Here is a 17,190-nt window from a genome sequence, read left to right on the forward strand (position 1 = left end):
CGCCTTAGTACTGCGACCGCATTGGGGGGGACGCTTGGGTGCGGCTGTCGTTGACGTGACTGCGTGCCGAAAGGGCGACATTTGAGCAGGTCGAGTTGTGGTCGGAACCAACGGGCGGCCGAGCCGCACGTTCCCGTCGGATTCCCGCCAGCCGTCGCCCGGGCCGGCTGGTTGAGTGATCCGCATGACACCGAACCACATCCTCCGTGACCCGGCCCTCGCCTTCCGTTCCCGCCACGTCCCCGGGCGTCCGCTCGTCCTGCCGAACGCCTGGGACGCCACCAGTGCCCGCATCGTCGAAGATGCCGGCGCTGCCGCGGTGGCGACCACGAGCGCGGGGCTGGCCTGGGCCCTGGGAGCAGCGGACGGCGACCGGCTGGACCGCGACCGGGCCCTTGGCGCCGTTGCACGTCTCGCCGAGGCGGTCCGGGTGCCGGTGACCGCCGACATCGAGAGCGGCTACGCGCGGGATTCGGCCGGCGTCGGCGATACGATCCGCGCGGTGATCGCGGCGGGCGCGGTCGGCGTGAACATCGAGGACGCGCTGTACGGGAGTGGCGAGGGCCCGCTGCGGCCGGTCGCCGAACAGGCCGAGCGCCTCGCCGCCGCCCGCCAGGCCGCCGACGCGGCGGGGGTGTCGCTGTTCGTGAACGCCCGGATCGACACCTTCCTCAGCGGCGCCGGGGACGTGGACTTCACCCTGGAGCGGGCAGCCGCCTTCCTCGCCGCGGGCGCCGACGGGATCTTCGTCCCCGGGGTTGTCGACCCGGTGACCGTGAAGGCGCTCGCCGAGGGCATCGACGCTCCGCTCAACGTGCTGGCGGGCCCCGGGGCACCGCCCGTCGCCGAGCTGGCCGCGCTCGGCGTCGCGCGCGTAAGCGTCGGGTCGGGCATTGCCCAGGCCGCGCATGCCGTGGTCCGCCACGCCGCGCGGGAGCTGCTGGGCGCGGGGACCTACGAGACGCTGGCCGGAGGGCTCGACTACGGCGAGCTCAACACGTTGCTGGGAAGCGGGCGTTAGTCGGGCCCGGCTGGGGACGGGTACGGCCACCGCATGATCACCGGGTTTGTGTTGCTGGTGCAGCGGTTGGCGAACGCGACTCTGGTCGCGGCCCGGGACGGGAGTGAGTGCCGTCGGCCCCGACTCCCACGGACAGGCGAGTACCACCGCACCCACGCTGGGTGCGGTGGCCGGGAACAGCGAGGGCCAGGCCGATCAGCCTTGCAGCGCCGGAAGTGTCCGGTGCAGCTGCCGCACGTGCGATCTTCTTCAGGTCCTGCCCAGTCGACTGCACCATGTGAAGGCAGCTCGACTTGTCGGAAACGTGAGTCAGGGTCAGGCGGAGGAGGGGGTACGGGACAGGGCTGTGCGCAGCGCGAAGGCGCCGAGCAGGCCGCCTGCCGTGAACCGCTGGGCGGCCATGAGGCGGGGCCGGGCGGCCAGGAACCCCGAGACCCGCGCTGCGCCCAGCATGATCAGGGCGTTCACGGTGACCGCTACGACGATCTGCACACCACCGAGCTGGAGCAGCTGCGCCCAGGCCGGGCCTGCCTGAGGGTCCAGGAACTGGGGCAGCAGTGCGGCGTACATCAGAGCGATCTTGGGGTTGAGCAGGTTGGTCAGCAGCCCCATCGAGAACAGGCGGGCGTCGGAGACCGGGGGCAGGTCCTGGTTCGGGGCGAAAGGAGAGCGACCGCCGGGCTTGAGCATGCCCCAGGCGAGGTAGGCCAGGTAGGCGGCCCCGGCGAGCTTGACCACCGTGAACGCCACCGGTACGGCGGCGAACAACGCGGACAGGCCGGCAGCCGCAGCCAGCAGGTAGCACAGGAACCCGACAGCGGTCCCGCTGAGGCTGACCAGGCCCGCCCTGCGGCCCTGGGTGATCGCGCGGGAGACGAGGTGGACCATGTTCGGTCCCGGAATCAGGACCATGCCCAATTCGACCAGGGCCACCCCTCCCACCGCGGTCAGAGTGATCAACGGTCAACCTCCTGGTCACAGTTCGGGAGCCGCCCGGGGCTGTCGACGGACGGCTACGGCCCATCAGCAGTATCCGACTCGCCTGATGCAGACTACGCCCTGGCCGCTCGGGACCTGCACGCGACCCTGTTGACGACGCTCCTGAACACGGCCTGGTGCGGAGAAGGCTGGCGAGGACGTAGCCGTACTCCTCGACCAGGCCGGAGGCGTAGAGCTCCCGGTCTCCTTCTCGGTGACGGCCCGCCGCACCCGCTCCCTCATTCCCCTCAGCGTCGAGGCCGGTGTAGGCCTCCAGCTCATCGAACAGCTCGTGGACGCGCTGCTGGAGCTTGATGAGGTCAGCATGTCTTTCAGGGTCGATCACCGAGGCCATGCCAGCGAGCTTGCGACCGGCCGGTGACACCCTCGACCGGACGCATGCCGCCGCGGGGACCTGCCAAGGGCCCCGGCGCGCCTTCCACTTCCCGGCAGCAGCCGACAACAGCGGCTTCGTAGGCTGGCTCGCCAGCGAGCTCAAGGACCAACTCGGCACGGGCGTGGCCGTGCTCTGCGGCTACAACTCCGCGCAGGGCGGTATTTACGACTACTGGTCCCCGCACGACTTCTGGGAGAGGCCGCGGCACACGTGCGGGATCTGTCGGCAGAGGACGGCCAGTAGACAGGATCGCAGGTCTTCGTAAAGCCCATTCTGTACGCCCCGGGACCCATGACGAAGTCCGGACATCGTTGAGTAGGGGTTCTGGATCACTTTCTGCGGTCGATCACGCTTTGTGCATGCTGAGCCGTAGAGCGATGGTGCTCCAGAGGCCGTCATGTCGCCACCACATGCAAGAGGCAGGGCGAGGGCCGCATCTGTCACTTGTCGGATTACCGTGGTCGCATGGCCTCCGAGGCCAGAACGTTCCCTCCCTACCCCATCCACCCTTCCAAGCGGCCGGACGAGTTGCAGTACGCAATGCTCTCGTGTTGGCCTATGGGCCGCCCCCGAGGCCCAAGCGTCGCCGTGCATGACGACGACTCGCTGCAGCACCTGACGTCGCCGGGCCGCTGGCAGGGTTCGGCCGGTTCCTCCGCTGGTGACCGTGGTGGGCCGAACCGCGGCCACTAAATGACCTACCTTTCAGTAGGACTTTTGACTTGGCGATTTCCCCGACAGGCCGGGCGCCGGTCCACGCCTGGGCCGGGACTACGAATTCTCCGACCACGGCACGACCCTCTCGGAGTTCCTGTACGACTTCCTCACCGAGGGCTATCCGTTCGGCGTCGCTCTGTCCGACAACCCTCCCCTGTTCACCTCTGACTTTTGACGTCTTCAGGCGCATTGGTTCCAGCTGACCGGGAATCAGGCCCTTGGACACAGGAGCGGCTGCCTGCCGATTTCTTCGTGACTTCGCGCGAATTCATTTGCGGCCGTCGTGAACCCGCGCCTCAGCTTGAAAGCCGGAGAAGGGCGTGGGGGCATGGCCGGCGGTCGGGCGTTCGTCCCAACGGTGGGTTGTCCATGCCCGTCGGATGAGACTGCGCCGGTGATGATCGTGTCGGCGAGGTCGAAAAAAGCGTCGATCACGGTGGCGCAGCGTTCGTAGCAGCGGGCGAGTCGGTAGAAGGCGTTCTGCCAGGCGAGCGTGACCCGACTCCCTGATCACATGAGCCCGTTCGGAGCATTCCTCCCGTCCCGGCCCGCGGATCGCTGTGCACTGTCGACACGCTGCTCACCTCTGGATGGCGAGGTACTCCCCCACATGGCGCGGAAGGTTGAGCGTGGCAGCATCGGTGACCAACGTCAGGCCTCTGGTGCCGCGGCGGACGATTGTGAGAGAGGACCGTCCTACCAGTGGATTCACGCCTGCCCGTGATCGCCCCGCCCCGCCAGGCAGGCACCGCCTGCGATTCTCATCCCCGCCGATAGTATTCGCGGCCATGTACTCACCGATACCCGAGTTGAACCTTCTCAAGGAGTTCGACGACAGCGTCGAGGACTGGTACGCCCCCGGCTTCGAACTGCACGACTTCGGCAAGGACTCCGGCTACCCGAAAGCAGCTGACCGCCTCCGCGACTTCGCGCGCGCCACCCGCTCCGGCTCGACCTACGCGATCTGGCTGCTCGACGGCCGCACTGATCTCGCCGCACTGCCCCTCGTGTTCCTCGGTGACGAGGGCGGCATCAATCTCGTGGCCTGCAACATGCGCGAGTTCTTCCGTATCCTGGCCTCCGGCTGGACCCCCTGCGGCGACTGGGAGGGTGTCGAGTACTTCAACGACCGTGAGGAGGAAGAGGCGGAGGACTACGACCCCTGCCCTGACAACGCGAAGTTCCGCGAGTGGCTGCGCCGCCACTTCCGTCTTGAGGCTGTCGAGGACCCCAATGACATCGTCGAGGCGACCGAGACCCAACTGTGGGACTCTTTCGCCGAATGGATCGGCCCGATCTACCCGGACGTGGTGAACTCTCGCACGACGGCGTAACCGCGCATCAGTAAGTCACTCAGCGAGGCTTCCCCAACGCAACCTGAAAATGACAACCGTTGAGAAGACCTCAGTGAGTGCTTTGTTTCCCCATCGCCCGGCTGGTCGCATCCCGGGGCTCCCTCATGTGGGTGGCACCCTCGGGACACGGATGCGGAAGGCTGCCTGCATCGGCCCCCGAGGGACGGAGCAGCCGTGGGCACTGTGCGTATGAGCTCTGAAGTGCAGGAGGTGTTGGCTGCGTCCGGGATGGCGCAGGCGTGTAAGGAAGCGGTGCAAGGGTGCGGACCGTAGCAGCCTGTACGGAGCGGATCACGGGCACGGTGAACGTGGTGGTGACGGGCGTCGAGGGCCCGCAGGTTCAGGTGCGGTTCACGCACCCGGACTGGATGCGCTCGACGGTGACGCAGCTTCAGACCGCAACCCAACCCCGAACAATCCCATGGATGACACGCGGGTCAGCACGCTGCTTCCTTCCTCGTCGGGGCATGGGCTGGCGATGCCGGCCGTTGAGCTCGTCAGCTCGCAGTTCTTCGCCGAGACGCCCCGGACCGAGCTCACCGACGTCCTCGCCCCCTACCTCCAACGCCGCGGTCTCGATCCCGCCTCCCGGGACTTCCCCCGGCAGCACCGGCTCCTGGACGCCGCAGCCCGGGACGGGCAGCTGCTGGCCGCACGGGTGCCCTGCATCGACTACACGGCCTTCCAGAACGCGTGCAGGCCGTGACGCCAGTGGACGCGCCCTGTGCGGAACCGCCGTTGCCAAAATGCGGTCCCGAGACGGCAACTCCCGCCCGACGGGTAGCGCAGCCGCGCCGGCCTGTGGCGTCGGGTTGAAGAACACCTCGTCTGTCGGCTGGGGTGGCTGGGGCGGGGCAGGTGCACTGCTGGCAGGCGGCGCATCCGGCGCAACAGAGACAGAAGTGCGGGTGTGCAGGGGCAGTCGCAGGGTCATAGTCGGGATCGTCGTCCCCTGTAGCACCGGTCCCCGAAGCGGGGTTCGGGCCAGCTGTAGAGGGTGCCGGTGGTGAGTTCCTCAAAGACGCGGCCAGTGATTCGGTTCTCCTGGCTGCTGCTCGCTGCGGGGCTCCTGTCGGCACTCGGGCGGGCATTGGCCGCACGGTGGTTCAAGGTGCCAAGTCGGCGGCTGCCCCGGGGTCTGCGGTGGCCAGCCGGGCGACAGACCCGAGTTGGCTGGTGCTGGCGTGCGGAGCCAGGTCGGCGAGGATGGACGGCAGCGTGGCATGGGCGAGGATGTGCGTCGGCAGCAACCGCTGTGCGCGCTCGGGCGGCGCCTTGGTGGCTGTAGTGGCCGCGGTGGGCGGCCAGGCTGTGTGCGAGCCAGGTGTCGACGTCCTGGACCTGGACTCCACTGGCGCGGCGTACCAACTGGTGCCGTGCCGTCTCGTCGCCTTCTCTGGGGTCGGTCTCGCTCAACAGGTGGCGCTGGGCCAGCGTGCGGAGTTCGTCGGCGCGGGCAGTTCCCCGCGCAGCCTCCCCTGCGACGGTCTCCCGCTCGGCGTCGGCTGCGGCCTCTGCGGCGAGCTCTTCGCGCCCGACCGATGCGAGCACCGGCGACCGGCTCAGGCGCACCGCACGCGGAACCAGGGGGCAGCGGGGGCGCCTGCCGGGGCGCAGGCGCTTTCATGCAAGGTTTCGTTCCCAAGGGCTGTCTCGTGACTGATCTTGGCATGCGGGCAGTTGGGCAGGGGTTAATCCCGGGCCACCGGTGGGTTACGCCTACCCAGCGTTGCGTCGTCCTCGTGGGCTGTCCGGTTTGATCACTTGATGTCCAAGATGGCCCAGGGGCCTGATGGGTTGCGCGGGCGGACTCCTCTGGAGAAGTGAGCGGCAGAGTCCCAAGTTCCCTTGTTACGGTGCACCGATGTCAGCGATCAAGAAGTTCCAAGTCACCTTTGACTGTGCAGAACCTGAGCGTCTCGCTCGTTTCTGGTGCGAGGTGTTGGGGTATGTCGTACCGCCGCCACCAGAGGGGTTTGCGACTTGGGATGATTTCAAGCGTTCGCAGCCACCTGAGCAGCGGGATTCATGGTTCGCCTGCATAGATCCCTCAGGTGTGGGCCCGCGGCTGTACTTCCAGCGCGTCCCCGAAGGGAAGGCCGTCAAGAACCGGGTGCATCTTGATGTGCGGGTCGGCACCGGACTCGTGGGTAAAGAACGCCTCGCCGTACTTGAGGCCGAATGCGCACGACTGGTCCCGCTCGGCGCAGTACACGTGCGAACGCTGTATGACGGCAATGATTCGTGCATCCCGATGTTGGACATCGAGGGCAACGAGTTCTGCATCGACTGAGCGTATGGGGCGGAGTCGTCCCGTGAGGGCGAGGTTGTGCAGCCGGGCGATGCCGAGCATGGCGGTGTGAACGCCGTCGCCTTTCAGGCGGTGGTCGCGAAGGGTCTTCCAGGACTTCATCCGCGCGAAGATGTGCTCGACGCGGGCCCGGACCTTGCGGTGGGAGGTGTTGTGTCTCGTCCTTCCAAACCGGCAGTTGGGTCTGGCCGTGTTCACGGCGGTGCGGGATGAGCAGGCCGGTACCCGGTAGCCGCCGTCCGCAATGACCGTGGCCCGACTGACGGCGGCCTCCGCACCGGAAAGTCCCAAGCCTTGCAATCATGGCGGTTGCCTGTGACCGGTCGGCCGACGTCGACGACAAGTCGGGTGTCCGCGTCGATGACGACCTGGTGGTTGGTCGAGTACCGGTAGCTCTTCGACTGCCCGGCAATCGGATGATCCCGCGTGGGGACCAAAGTGCCATCGACGATGAGCACGGCGCCCTTGTGGAACCGCTGACGAGGGCTGAAGCGCGAGCGACGGTCAGAAGTGGCTGATGCGGTTAGCGGCCGACTTCGACACCCCGAAGAGCGGGGCGAGCTGCCGCAGCCTCAAGTGTGTCCGAGCCCGCTGAGCAGCACTTCGGTGCACGGCCGGTTGTGGTGCTGGACGAAGCCCACAACGACATCGGTGCCGCTCTTCAGCCGCCGGTGGGCTTCGGGGGAGCATGTCGTAGGTCTTGTCGACGCCAGGTGCCGAGCCGAGATGGATACGGGGCTTGCCGCGTGCCATGGTCGTCCGTCCTCTTCACCTGCCACCCTACGGCCCGGCCCGGCTGGTGGAGCAAAGCGTCCGGGCCGGGCAGCGGGTCTCAGTGTGTGACGAGTTCGCGCAGGGCGAGATCGAGTTCCAGCACTTTGACGTGGAACTCGCCGAGGAAGCCGAGATCACTGCCGTCGGCGTGCTGGTCCACCAGCTTCCTCACCTGGGCCCGGGACAGATGGTTTCTCTCGTGCGACACGCGCCGTCTGAATCTTGGCGTAGGCGGGCGAGATGTCCGGGGCGATGGCGGAGCCGGTGACGGCGTCTGCCGGCACCTTGGAAGCGGACTCCCGTTGAATTCCGCCACCTGCTTCTTCGCCTTCCGCCCGGCCTTCTCCGGCCTCTTGTCACAGGCCCCCTACCAGATCAGCGGCCCGCGCCGACCGCGTTGGCGGCCGCCCCCTCGGTGGCGCCCGCGATCCGATGCCCTGTGGGCCGGTGAAGCGCAGCGCGACCAGGGCCATCGCCGCTGCACCGGCCGCCGCGGCGAACATCGCGGCTCGCAGGCCGGTCACCGAGCCCGTCGGGCCCGCGACCGCGACCAGCACAGCCAGGCCGACGGCGCCGCCGATCTGCTGAGTGGTGGAGGCCAGCCCTGCGGCGATGCCCTGCTCATGCTCCGCTACGCCGGTGCCCGCGGCGCCGAACACCAGGCTGTATCCGGCGCCTTGGCCGAGGCCGAGCACGACGAGGCCGGGGACCAGGGCGGCGTACGAGGCGTCCGCCGCCATCGGCATCGCGGTCAGCGCCGTGCCGGCGGCGGCCACGGCCAGCGCGGCGGTAATGGTCGCACGCAGCCCGTACCGGGTGGCGAGCCGGCCCGCGGCCTGTGAGCCGGCCGCGATCGCCAGCATCGGGACGAGGAAGGCGAGGCCGGTGCGCAGGGCGTTGTAGCCATGGACGGTCTGGAAGTAGACGGTGAGGAAGTACAGCAAGTTGCCGAGGGTGGCCATGAACAGGAAGGTGACAGCCATTGCGGTGCTCAAGTCGCGGCGGCGCAGCAGCCGCGGCGGCGTCAGCGGGTCGGCACCGCGCTTTTCGATGACGGCGAACGCCGTGAGGAGCGCGATCCCGGCAGCGGCGGCCGGCGCGACGGGTGTTGCGGTCCAGCCGGACTCGGGCCCCTGGACCAGGGCGAAGACCACCAGAGTCGTCCCGGCGGTCGCGGTCAACGCGCCCGCCGCGTCGAACCGGCGCCCCGCATCGTGGCGCACCGTGTCACGGGCGAGCAGCGGGAAGGCGAGCAGGGCCGCGAGGGCGGCCAGCGGCACGTTGACGTAGAAGACGGCGGCCCAGCCGAACGCGTCCGTGAGCACCCCGCCGAGCAGCGAGCCGAGGATCATGCCGCTGCCGCCGGCGGTGCCCCAGACGGCGAACGCCCGGTTGCGCTCCCGCCCTTCGGCGAAGCTCGTGCCGACCAGCGTCAGCGTGGCGGGGAAGAGGAACGCGCCGCCGATGCCCTGCGCCGCGCGAGCGGCGATCAGCACCCAAGGGTTCTCGGCGAGGCCGCCGACCAGGGAGGAGACGGCGTACAGGGACAGGCCGAGGATGAACACCCGGCGCGGGCCGAAGAGATCGCTCGCCCGCCCCCCGAGAAGCAGGAAGCCGCCGAAGGTGACAGCGTAGCCGCTGACCACCCACTGCAGACTCCCGATGGAGAAGCCGAGTGCGGCACCGATCTCGGGGAGCGCGACGTACACGATGTTGTAGTCGATGGAGATGATCAGTTGGGCGAAGGCCAGCAGGGCCAGCGTCCAGCCCGGGTGGTGCCGATTGGTGGTCATGTTGCGTACGTGCCTTTCCAGTGGTCAGCCGAGGACGGGGAAGTTGGTACGGAACACGCCGCGGGGGTCACGCTCATGCTTCAGCGCGCGCAGTCGGCCCAGCGCGTCCGGGGCGAAGGCGCTCGCGGCCCGCTCACCGGGGGCGAGGAACGTGTAGGGCTTTCGGCCGCTTGTGTACGGGGTGAGAGCGGTGGCCAGCTGGCGCTGCCGCTCACGGACGGCCGCTGCCTTCTCGGGCGTGGTCGGGATGCCGAACATGTACAGCAGGTACGGCTCGGAGAGCGCCCCGCAGGCCCCGACGTCGGCAGAGGGGCGGGCCAGCGCTCCGCCGAGGTGGCGCAGCTGCACGCTCAGCAGCGGATCGATCGGCTCGGCCAGCGGGGCCTGCGCCACATCGGCCGTCAGTTCCGTCAGCAGCTCGGCGCGGGACATGCCGGGGCCCGGATCGGTGGGCTCGGCGGTGATGGTTCCCAGGTCGGCGACCGGGAGCGTGCTGCGGGAGTCGCTGATCCGGCTGTCGATCTTCTCGAACGCCCGCAGCAGATCCGCACCCTCCCAGGCCGGGCCCAGATAGGTGGCGTCCACGGCGACCATCGCCGGGGCGCCGGGGAACTGCAGCAGGTCGTACCAGACCGACAGCTCGTCCGGCGCCCCGGCGGTCACCTCGCGATACGTCTCGAGCACCGCGGGCGCGGCGGCCGCCGGCCACAGCATCCGCCCGCCGTACAGATCGGGCGCCGGGTGCAGGGCGAACTCCATGGCGGTGACGGCGGCGAACTCGCCGCTGCCGCCGCGCAGAGCCCAGAAAAGCTCCGGGTCCGATTCCGCGGTCACCCGCCGCCGCGTGCCGTCCGCGTCCACGACGTCGAACGCGCGGACGCTGTCTGCCGCAAAGCCGTGCGCGCGGCTGAACCAGCTCAGCCCGCCGCCCAGGGTGTACCCGGTGACGCTGACCGCGGGGGAACTGCCCGCAAGTCCGGTCAGCCCGTGCGGGCCCGCCGCCTGGAGGACCTCGCCCCACTTCACGCCCGCACCCACCCGGGCCAGCCGCTGCTGGGGGCGGATCTCGATACCGCCGAGGCCGCCTGTGCGCAGCAGGATCGCGCCGTCCACGTCCCCGGCGGCGCCGTGCCCGCTGGGCTGGGCCAGGACCGCCATACCCGCCAGGTGCGCCTGGCGGACCACGGCCGCGACATCGTCGGCGTCCGCCGCGTCCACCACGGCCGCCACTCGCTGGTCGACCGCGAGGTTCCAGGGGCGGCGGGCGGCGTCGAAGCCCTCGTCGCCGGGGGTGAGAATCCGGCCCTTGACCGCGGAGCGCAGATCGTTTCCGATAGTCATTGCTGTTTTCCTCTCGTCCGTCGCTGTCCGATGCCGCAACCTTCGGCCCGCACGTCTGGGGTCGAGCTGGGATCGAGTTGAGGTCGCCGCAAGTCGCGGTCGTACGAGAGCCGCGAGGAGAGGGGGCAAGCCGTGCCGGGAGACCTGGAGTTGCGGCTCTTCGGGACCGTGGAGGTCGCCGACGAGGCCGGGCGGCTACGGGACCTGGGCACCCGCAAGCAGCGGGCCCTGCTCGCGATGCTGGCCCTGGAGCCCGGCCGCGTGGTGTCCCTGGACCGGCTGATCGAGGAGCTGTGGTCCGGCGAGCCGCCCGCGCAGGCCACCCGCACCCTGCAGGCGTACGTCGCCCACCTGCGCAAAGTGCTCGAGCCGGGCCGCCCGCCGCGCACCCCGCCGCGGCTGCTGCTCACCCGCGAACCCGGCTACCTGCTCGACGTTGCACCCGGTCAGGTCGACCTGGAGCTCTTCACGTCCTGGGCCGATGAGGGGCGCGCGGCGCTGGCGCGGCGCGACCACGCCGAGGCGGTCCGGGTACTGAGCCGGGCGCTGGAGCTGTGGCGCGGTCAGCCGCTGGGCGAGTTCGCCGACGAGCGCTTCGCCCGGCCGGTGGCCGCGCGGCTGGTCGAGGTGCGGGCGGCGGCGCTCGAGGACAGGTACGAGGCCAGGCTGGCGCTGGGCGAGGCGGCGGCGTGCGTGCCTGGCCTGGAGGCGCAGACCGCAGAGCAGCCATACCGTGAGCGCGGCTGGGCGCTACTCGTGCTCGCGCTGTACCGCACCGGCCGCCAGGCAGACGCGCTCGCCGCGCTGCGCCGGGTGCGCTGCAGGCTCGACGACGACTTGGGGCTGCAGCCGGGGCCGGAGCTGCGCCAACTGGAGCAGGCCGTGTTTGAACAGGCCCCCGAACTGCGGCTCCCGACTCCGCAACAGCCCGCCGCCACCCCCGCTCCGCCGACCCGGCCGGCCGCGCAGGCCGACGGGCTCATCGCCCGGGACGCCGAGCTGGCACTGGCCGAAGAACGGCTGGCCGCAGCGCGGAGCGGCAGCGGCGGAGCCCTGCTGGTGACGGGCGAGGCGGGTATCGGCAAGACCCGATACGCCGGCGAGGTGGCCGAGCGGGCCGCGGCACGCGGCTTCGCTGTGGCCCGGGGCGGCTGCGTCGACGGCACCGCGCCTGCCTTCTGGCCGTGGGTCCAGGTGCTGCGGTCGGCGGTCGACGAAGCCGCTGGGGGCCTGTTGACGGACGGGGAGTCCGCAACGGACCCGGACGCGGCTCTGTATGAGCGGTACGAGCGCGTCGTATCGGCGCTGACCGCACGCGAGGGGCCGTTGCTGATCACCCTCGACGACCTGCAGTGGGCGGACGTCTCCTCGCTGCAGCTGCTGTCGCACGTGGCCGAGGCGGTCGCCCGTCAGCCCGTACTCGTCCTGGCCACCCTCCGCCCCGAGCCCGGCGACCACCCCGGCCCGCTGCGCGACACCCTCGGCGCGCTGGCCCGCCTCGAAGGAGCGTCGCGGGTGGAGCTGAAACCGTTCACCGCCACCGACGTGGCGGCGTATCTGCGTGCCCGCGGGGTCGGAGAGAACGTGTCGCAGGCGCTGCTGCGCCGCACCGGCGGCAACCCCTTCTACCTGGGCGAGGTGCTGCGGCTGCGGGAGAGTGAGGGCGACGTCGAAAACGCGCTGCCCGCAAGCGTGCGGGACGTCATCGAGCGCCGTGTTGCCCGCCTCCCCGAGGAGACCGCGCGGCTGCTGCGCGCCGCCGCGGTGGCCGGTGCCGAGGCGGACGCCGACCTGCTCTCCGCCGTCACCGACCTCCCCGTCGAGGACGTGCTGGACGCGCTCGAACCGGCCGTCGCCACCGGCCTGCTCACCGAGCCGCCGGACGGGCCCGACTACCGCTTCGGGCACGCACTGGTGCGCGAAGCCCTCTACACCGGGCTGAGCCGCCGGGACCGCGCACGCCTGCACCTGCACATCGGGCAGGTGCTCGAGCCGATGCTGCCCGCGGCCGAATCCGCCACCCTGGCCCAGCACTTCGCCGCGGCCGCCCGGGTCGGCGGCGCACACAAGGCGGTGGAGCACGCATCCGCCGCGGCCCGGCACGCCACCGGTCAGCAGGCATACGCCGAGGCCGTCGAGTTCTGGGAAATGGCGGTGTCCGCCCTGCCAGCGGGCGAGGGAATGGCGCAGCGCGCCCGGCTGCTCACCAACCTCGGCCAGGCACGCCGCGCCGTGGGCGACGCCGCCGGCGCCGGACGGGACCTGGACGCCGCCTTCGACCTGGCCCGCGAGTCCGGCGACCGACAGGCCGTCACCGGAATCCTCACCACCTTCGCTGCCCCCACGCTGTGGAACTGGCGCCCGTACGGCACGGTGAAGCAGCCGGTCATCGACGCGATCGAGGAGCAGCTGGCCGGTCCGCTCGACGACCGGGACCGCGCCGGCCTGCTCGGAGCCCTCGGCGTCGAGCTGCACTACAGCCCGCGCCGCGCCGACGGCGAGCGAGCCGCCGCCGAGGCGGTGGAGCTGGCACGCAAACTCGACGACCCCGCACTGCTCGCCCGAACCCTGGGCAACTACCTGCTCGCGAGCTTCGCCCCCGGCCGCAACGCCGAACGCCTGTGCGCCGCCCGGGAGATGGCGGCGCTGCCCGGTCTGTCCCGCTCCACCGAGCTGATCGCGCGCGCCTTCCTGATGGCCTGCCTGCTCCGCCTCGGCGACGTGCCCGCCTGGGAACGGCAGCTGGACCGCTGCCGACGGCTGCTGAAGGAGGCGCCCCACCGCGAGCTGGAGTCGATCGTGCGGGTCGCGCAGACCGCCCGCGCCACCTTGGACGGCCGCTGGGCGCAGGCGGAGGAACTGGTCGATACGTACGCCGCAATGCGCTTCGCCGCCACACCCTGGGGCGCGCGATGGCGGACCCTGGTCACCACATACACCTGTCGGCGCGGACAAGGCCGGGTCGCGGAGATCATCGACGACCTCGTAACCGCCGCCGAGGAGCCGGACATGGCGCCGCTACGCCCCGTCGCGATCCTGGCCGCCACCGAGGCCGAACGCACCGACCAGGCATGTGAGCTACTCGCCCGCTGGGGCACGGACCTCGCGGACGACTGGACCGCCGATTTCCTGCTGCCCGTCTGGGGCCTCGTCGCCGCCCGCCTCGGCTCCCCCGAGCCTCAGCGCATGTACGACCTGCTGGCCCCGTACGCTGACCAAATCATCGTCGCCGGCATGGGCACCGCAGCCTGGGGCTCCACCCACGCCGTCCTCGCGGAACTGGCCACCCGCCTCGGCCGCGACGACCTGGCCCACCGCCACACCCGAGCGGCGGCCGAGGCTCACCGCTCCCTCGGCAGCGCACCCACCGGCGCGGGCGGGCGCTCCTGACCACCTGCAGCGAGACTCCCTTCCGGACCAGCCAGGAAGCGCCCGCCGCGCGATCGGCCGATGGCTTGGTCATCAGGTTCACCGGCGGGGCCCCCTTTTTTCGAAGGCCAGGGGCAGCCCCCGGCCATCGGCGGCGAGACGAAGCCTGGTGGTCAGTCCGCCACGGGACCGGCCCAGTGCCTGGCCTGCCGCCGCAGATGCCGGATCTTCCAGTTCGTCCCCTGTCGCCGCCCCTTTTTACGGGCCCCGGCGGCATGCTGGTGTGCCGGGCTGACCGTCGAGTCCACCCAGACCGTCCACTCCACCGCACCGACCGAGTCGTCTCTGACCTGGACCTCCGAGATTATCGAACGGGACGCGATGTCCCGGCTGCTGGCCGGCTCCTTCCTGCGTACCCGTCCGGCGCCGCTGCCCGTCGTCGACCCCGCCACCCTCCCCGACTGCTTGGCCGCCTGCACGCCCGCGGCCAGGAACACACCGGCCGCCCGGTGTGGCTGCTGGAGATGACCACGGACCTGGACGTCCCCGCCCACTGGGCCTACGTCCCCCGCCCCACCCGGCACCCCGGCACGGGTGCGCGGCCGCGGCGCCTCTCTGTCGGCCCGCTACGCCGTAGAGCGCGCGTTGAGCGAGCTGATTCAGATCCACACTGTGGCGCAGAACGCCCCGGACCTGTTCCTGCCGCGCCAGGACCACACCCGCCCCCACCCCCGACTGCGCCCGTGCTACCTGGCCAACTTCTCCTCGCGCCCAGCCGGCACCGTGCTGCGTCCCTTCACCAACACCGACGTTCCGGCACGCCCGGAGGACCATCTGGCGCGTTTGCTGGTGCGGCTGTGTCCGCGCGCGGCTTCACCGCCTGGGCCCGGGGTCAGTTGGTCAGCGACCACCTGGCCGTGCTCCACGTCCACGTCCCCGGAATGGAAATGTTCATGCTGGTAACCGACGGCGTCCCGGTCTTGCCCGGCTCTCGGGCGATGTTCTCCGAGTCGTCACCACCACTTCCCGGCTGAGACCCGCGGCCCAGGTCCGGAACTGCGGGTACAGCCAGCCCAGTACGCGGCCCCGCGGCGGGCGTCGACCCGAACTCACCGGTTTGGCTACACCCATCGTTGCCGTATTCAGGTCGGGAATCATGCCGTGGCAGGGCCTGGGCATCCTGTAGTGCCACCGTGACCTCGGAAGTGGTCGTCGCCTTCTCCCGAGGGCGTACAGCCCGCCGACCGATACGACCGCGACGGGCCGGTGCGCGGTCTTCGGCAGCGCGGGACGGCGGGGCGCCGTGCGGGCGCAGGCGTAGTCATCGGAACCTCGAATTCGGCTACCGGCGGAAACCTGTCGATGGGCAGCGCCAGAACACTGGGCGGGAGGTGGGGAAATGCTTTATAGCAGCCCGGGGCTTCCGATGTGATACGCCTCAGAATTTCTGTACCCGGCGGCGTGCTTTCGCTGGAATTCTTCTCCAGTGCCTCAAGAGGTCCGCTCCGCCCTCTCCGAGCTGCTGGCGGACGGCCGCTTGTGCTGTGACCGGCAGGTTCGCCGGACTCAGGGGGCGGGGCAGTGGCGGTGCTCATCGAGAGGCGTTTTGAGCAGCCGCTGAGTAGGGTCTGCCGGATGACGCTCTCTCATGATGCGGCCGGAGACGGTCCTGTGCTGGTGCTGTTGCATTCCGGGGTGTGTGACCGGCGGATGTGGGATGCCCAGTGGCCGGCCTTGATCGACGCCGGTTACCGGCTGGTGCGCTGTGATCTTCGGGGCTTCGGTGAGACTCCGGCGCCGGACCGGCCGCACAGCGACGCCGAGGATGTGCTGGCCCTCCTGAACAGTCTGGGCATCGCGCAGGCGACACTGGTGGGCTCCTCGTACGGCGGGCACGTCGCTTTGGAGATCGCCGCGCAGTGGCCAGACCGGGTGAACGCCCTTGCGTTGCTCTGCTCCGCCCTTCCCGGGCATGAACCTTCTGCCGAACTGTACGCGCTCGGCGAGCGCGAGGCAGCGCTGCTCGAGGCGGGCGATATCGCGGGCGCGACGGAGCTGATGGTCGACACCTGGCTGGGCCCGGACGCCGACGAGACCGCCCGCGAGGCGGTACGCCAAATGCAACGGCACGCCTTCGAGCTGCAGATGTCCGCTGCTGAGGAATTCGAGCCGATAGAAGCCAGAGTTGATCTGGCCGCCATTCAGGCTCCCTGCCTTGCCGCGTCGGGGGCGCATGACCTGGCGGACTTCCGACAGATCGCAGCCCGGCTGCCGGATTTGCTCGCGAACGCCGAGCATGTCGAACTGCCTTGGGCAGGTCATCTACCCAGCCTGGAGCGGCCATCGGCTGTCACCGATCTGCTGATCGGCTTTCTCAAGGAGAGAGTCCCTGTCGGTTGAGCCTGTTCGCGGCCCGTCCTGTCACGCGGCGTTGAGGAGGGGCGTCCGCCCAGCGGATGCCCTTCCCGCTGCCGATGTGGGCACGCGCCTTGTGTTGGGCGGCCAGCACGTCGGGATGGCGGGTGTTGGCGTTGCACCGGCCGAGGTGAACGAAGCGATCCGGAAATTGATACAGCAGCCCGCCGGCCCTCAGCAGGCTGCCGAGTACGCCCGCGTCTGCCTGGGCCGGCAACGCGGTGGAGATTCGCTGCCAGGTGCCGTCGATCGCCCAGTTCCGCAGCCGCGCGTATACGTCCTTCCAGGAACCGTGCCGCTCGGGCGGTTGCGGCCACGGCGAGCCGGTCTGGCACTTCCAGGCGATCACATCGATCACTTGAAGGTGGTCTCGCCACCGGCCACCCCGAGTGGGCACGATCGGGAAGCAGTGGCTCGGGCCGTGCTCACTGCGCGTCCGTCAAAGGTTCGGCCTCGGCAGCGGAAAATCGGACGGGGTGGGTTCAGGGGATGCGTCGCCATATGCGCATCCGCCGGCGCAGGTGGCTGGGGCGGCCGTCGTCATCGAAATCGAAGAACGCCACCGGCCCGGCCGGCGAGGTGAACGTGCTGACGGTCCCCGCGCCTACGGCCCAACCCGTGACGGCCTGACCCTGCCGGCCCAGCGCTCAGGGGGAGGGAGGGCGCCCAGGAGGCGCCCTCCCCCCTGCTGCGATCCACAGGGCTACGTCCCGCCTTGT

13 protein-coding genes and 5 pseudogenes are annotated in these 17,190 nt (G+C 70.2%); 7 read left to right on the plus strand and 11 right to left on the minus strand.

The genetic code is table 11. From position 1 onward, the window contains the following. The first annotated feature begins 184 nt into the window (after positions 1 to 184). Positions 185 to 1,021: an isocitrate lyase/PEP mutase family protein gene (locus tag ACQEU8_RS00720; RefSeq protein WP_433095714.1), complete on the plus strand. Its 837-nt coding sequence runs from the start codon at positions 185 to 187 to the stop codon at positions 1,019 to 1,021. Positions 1,022 to 1,336: 315 nt separating this feature from the next. Here ACQEU8_RS00720 and ACQEU8_RS00725 read toward each other — a convergent pair whose 3' ends face one another. Beyond that, on the minus strand, positions 1,337 to 1,981 hold the full coding sequence (locus ACQEU8_RS00725; protein WP_433095715.1) for a LysE family translocator: 645 nt from the start codon (positions 1,979 to 1,981) through the stop codon (positions 1,337 to 1,339). Between the two features lie 371 nt (positions 1,982 to 2,352). Here ACQEU8_RS00725 and ACQEU8_RS00730 point away from each other — a divergent pair, with 371 nt between their 5' ends. Further along, a complete protein-coding gene (locus ACQEU8_RS00730) occupies positions 2,353 to 2,661 on the plus strand; it encodes a DUF6196 family protein (RefSeq protein ID WP_433095716.1) in 309 nt (102 codons plus the stop codon). A gap of 720 nt (positions 2,662 to 3,381) precedes the next feature. Here ACQEU8_RS00730 and ACQEU8_RS00735 read toward each other — a convergent pair. Next, positions 3,382 to 3,608: pseudogene (locus tag ACQEU8_RS00735) on the minus strand (hypothetical protein); the annotation flags it as partial. Between the two features lie 293 nt (positions 3,609 to 3,901). Here ACQEU8_RS00735 and ACQEU8_RS00740 point away from each other — a divergent pair. Together ACQEU8_RS00740 and ACQEU8_RS00745 are read left to right on the plus strand one after the other, a co-directional pair. After that, a complete protein-coding gene (locus ACQEU8_RS00740; RefSeq protein ID WP_433095717.1) occupies positions 3,902 to 4,447 on the plus strand; it encodes a hypothetical protein in 546 nt (181 codons plus the stop codon). Between the two features lie 442 nt (positions 4,448 to 4,889). Continuing rightward, positions 4,890 to 5,174 carry a hypothetical protein gene (locus ACQEU8_RS00745; RefSeq protein WP_433095718.1) on the plus strand — a complete coding sequence of 95 codons (285 nt, stop codon included), beginning with the start codon at positions 4,890 to 4,892 and terminating at the stop codon, positions 5,172 to 5,174. A 400-nt stretch (positions 5,175 to 5,574) separates the two neighbouring features. Here ACQEU8_RS00745 and ACQEU8_RS00750 read toward each other — a convergent pair whose 3' ends face one another. Beyond that, on the minus strand, positions 5,575 to 5,820 hold the full coding sequence (locus tag ACQEU8_RS00750) for a hypothetical protein (protein ID WP_433095719.1): 246 nt from the start codon (positions 5,818 to 5,820) through the stop codon (positions 5,575 to 5,577). 512 nt (positions 5,821 to 6,332) lie between these two features. On the opposite strand from ACQEU8_RS00750, the gene ACQEU8_RS00755 reads away from it, so the two are divergent. Beyond that, on the plus strand, positions 6,333 to 6,761 hold the full coding sequence (locus tag ACQEU8_RS00755; RefSeq protein WP_148588918.1) for a VOC family protein: 429 nt from the start codon (positions 6,333 to 6,335) through the stop codon (positions 6,759 to 6,761). Positions 6,762 to 6,851: 90 nt separating this feature from the next. Here ACQEU8_RS00755 and ACQEU8_RS00760 read toward each other — a convergent pair. The 6 genes and pseudogenes from ACQEU8_RS00760 to ACQEU8_RS00785 form a co-directional block, all read right to left on the minus strand. Then, positions 6,852 to 6,977: pseudogene (locus ACQEU8_RS00760) on the minus strand (hypothetical protein); the annotation flags it as partial. Continuing rightward, positions 6,974 to 7,237: a transposase gene (locus ACQEU8_RS00765; RefSeq protein WP_433095720.1), complete on the minus strand. Its 264-nt coding sequence runs from the start codon at positions 7,235 to 7,237 to the stop codon at positions 6,974 to 6,976. The gene ACQEU8_RS00765 and the pseudogene ACQEU8_RS00760, both read right to left, overlap by 4 nt. A 126-nt stretch (positions 7,238 to 7,363) precedes the next feature. Next, positions 7,364 to 7,532 (minus strand): annotated as a pseudogene (locus ACQEU8_RS00770) (sensor histidine kinase KdpD); the annotation flags it as partial. Positions 7,533 to 7,611: 79 nt separating this feature from the next. Further along, a pseudogene (locus ACQEU8_RS00775) lies at positions 7,612 to 7,837 on the minus strand (potassium-transporting ATPase subunit C). Positions 7,838 to 7,909: 72 nt separating this feature from the next. After that, positions 7,910 to 9,346, minus strand: a complete 1,437-nt coding sequence (locus tag ACQEU8_RS00780; protein ID WP_433095721.1) for an MFS transporter — start codon at positions 9,344 to 9,346, stop codon at positions 7,910 to 7,912. A gap of 24 nt (positions 9,347 to 9,370) precedes the next feature. Next, positions 9,371 to 10,687, minus strand: coding sequence for an FAD-binding oxidoreductase (locus tag ACQEU8_RS00785; protein ID WP_433095722.1), 1,317 nt, complete (start codon positions 10,685 to 10,687; stop codon positions 9,371 to 9,373). 132 nt (positions 10,688 to 10,819) lie between these two features. Between ACQEU8_RS00785 and ACQEU8_RS00790 the strand changes: the two genes are divergently transcribed. Then, positions 10,820 to 14,077 (plus strand): BTAD domain-containing putative transcriptional regulator, encoded by a 3,258-nt coding sequence (locus tag ACQEU8_RS00790; RefSeq protein WP_433095723.1) that lies wholly within the window; start codon positions 10,820 to 10,822, stop codon positions 14,075 to 14,077. Between the two features lie 105 nt (positions 14,078 to 14,182). On the opposite strand, the pseudogene ACQEU8_RS00795 reads toward ACQEU8_RS00790, so the two are convergent. Then, positions 14,183 to 14,424: pseudogene (locus ACQEU8_RS00795) on the minus strand (IS5/IS1182 family transposase); the annotation flags it as partial. A 1,267-nt stretch (positions 14,425 to 15,691) separates the two neighbouring features. Between ACQEU8_RS00795 and ACQEU8_RS00800 the strand changes: the two are divergent. Next, positions 15,692 to 16,456, plus strand: a complete 765-nt coding sequence (locus ACQEU8_RS00800; protein ID WP_433095724.1) for an alpha/beta fold hydrolase — start codon at positions 15,692 to 15,694, stop codon at positions 16,454 to 16,456. Here the strand turns inward: ACQEU8_RS00800 and ACQEU8_RS00805 are convergent. Then, the gene (locus ACQEU8_RS00805; RefSeq protein WP_433095725.1) at positions 16,431 to 16,868 is read right to left on the minus strand and encodes a transposase; all 438 of its coding nucleotides are present in this window, start codon (positions 16,866 to 16,868) and stop codon (positions 16,431 to 16,433) included. The two genes, ACQEU8_RS00800 and ACQEU8_RS00805, sit on opposite strands and share 26 nt — an antisense overlap. Between the last annotated feature and the right edge of the window lie 322 nt (positions 16,869 to 17,190).

The sequence above is a fragment of the Streptomyces sp. CA-250714 genome (genome assembly GCF_050936705.1).
Lineage (GTDB): Bacteria > Actinomycetota > Actinomycetes > Streptomycetales > Streptomycetaceae > Streptomyces.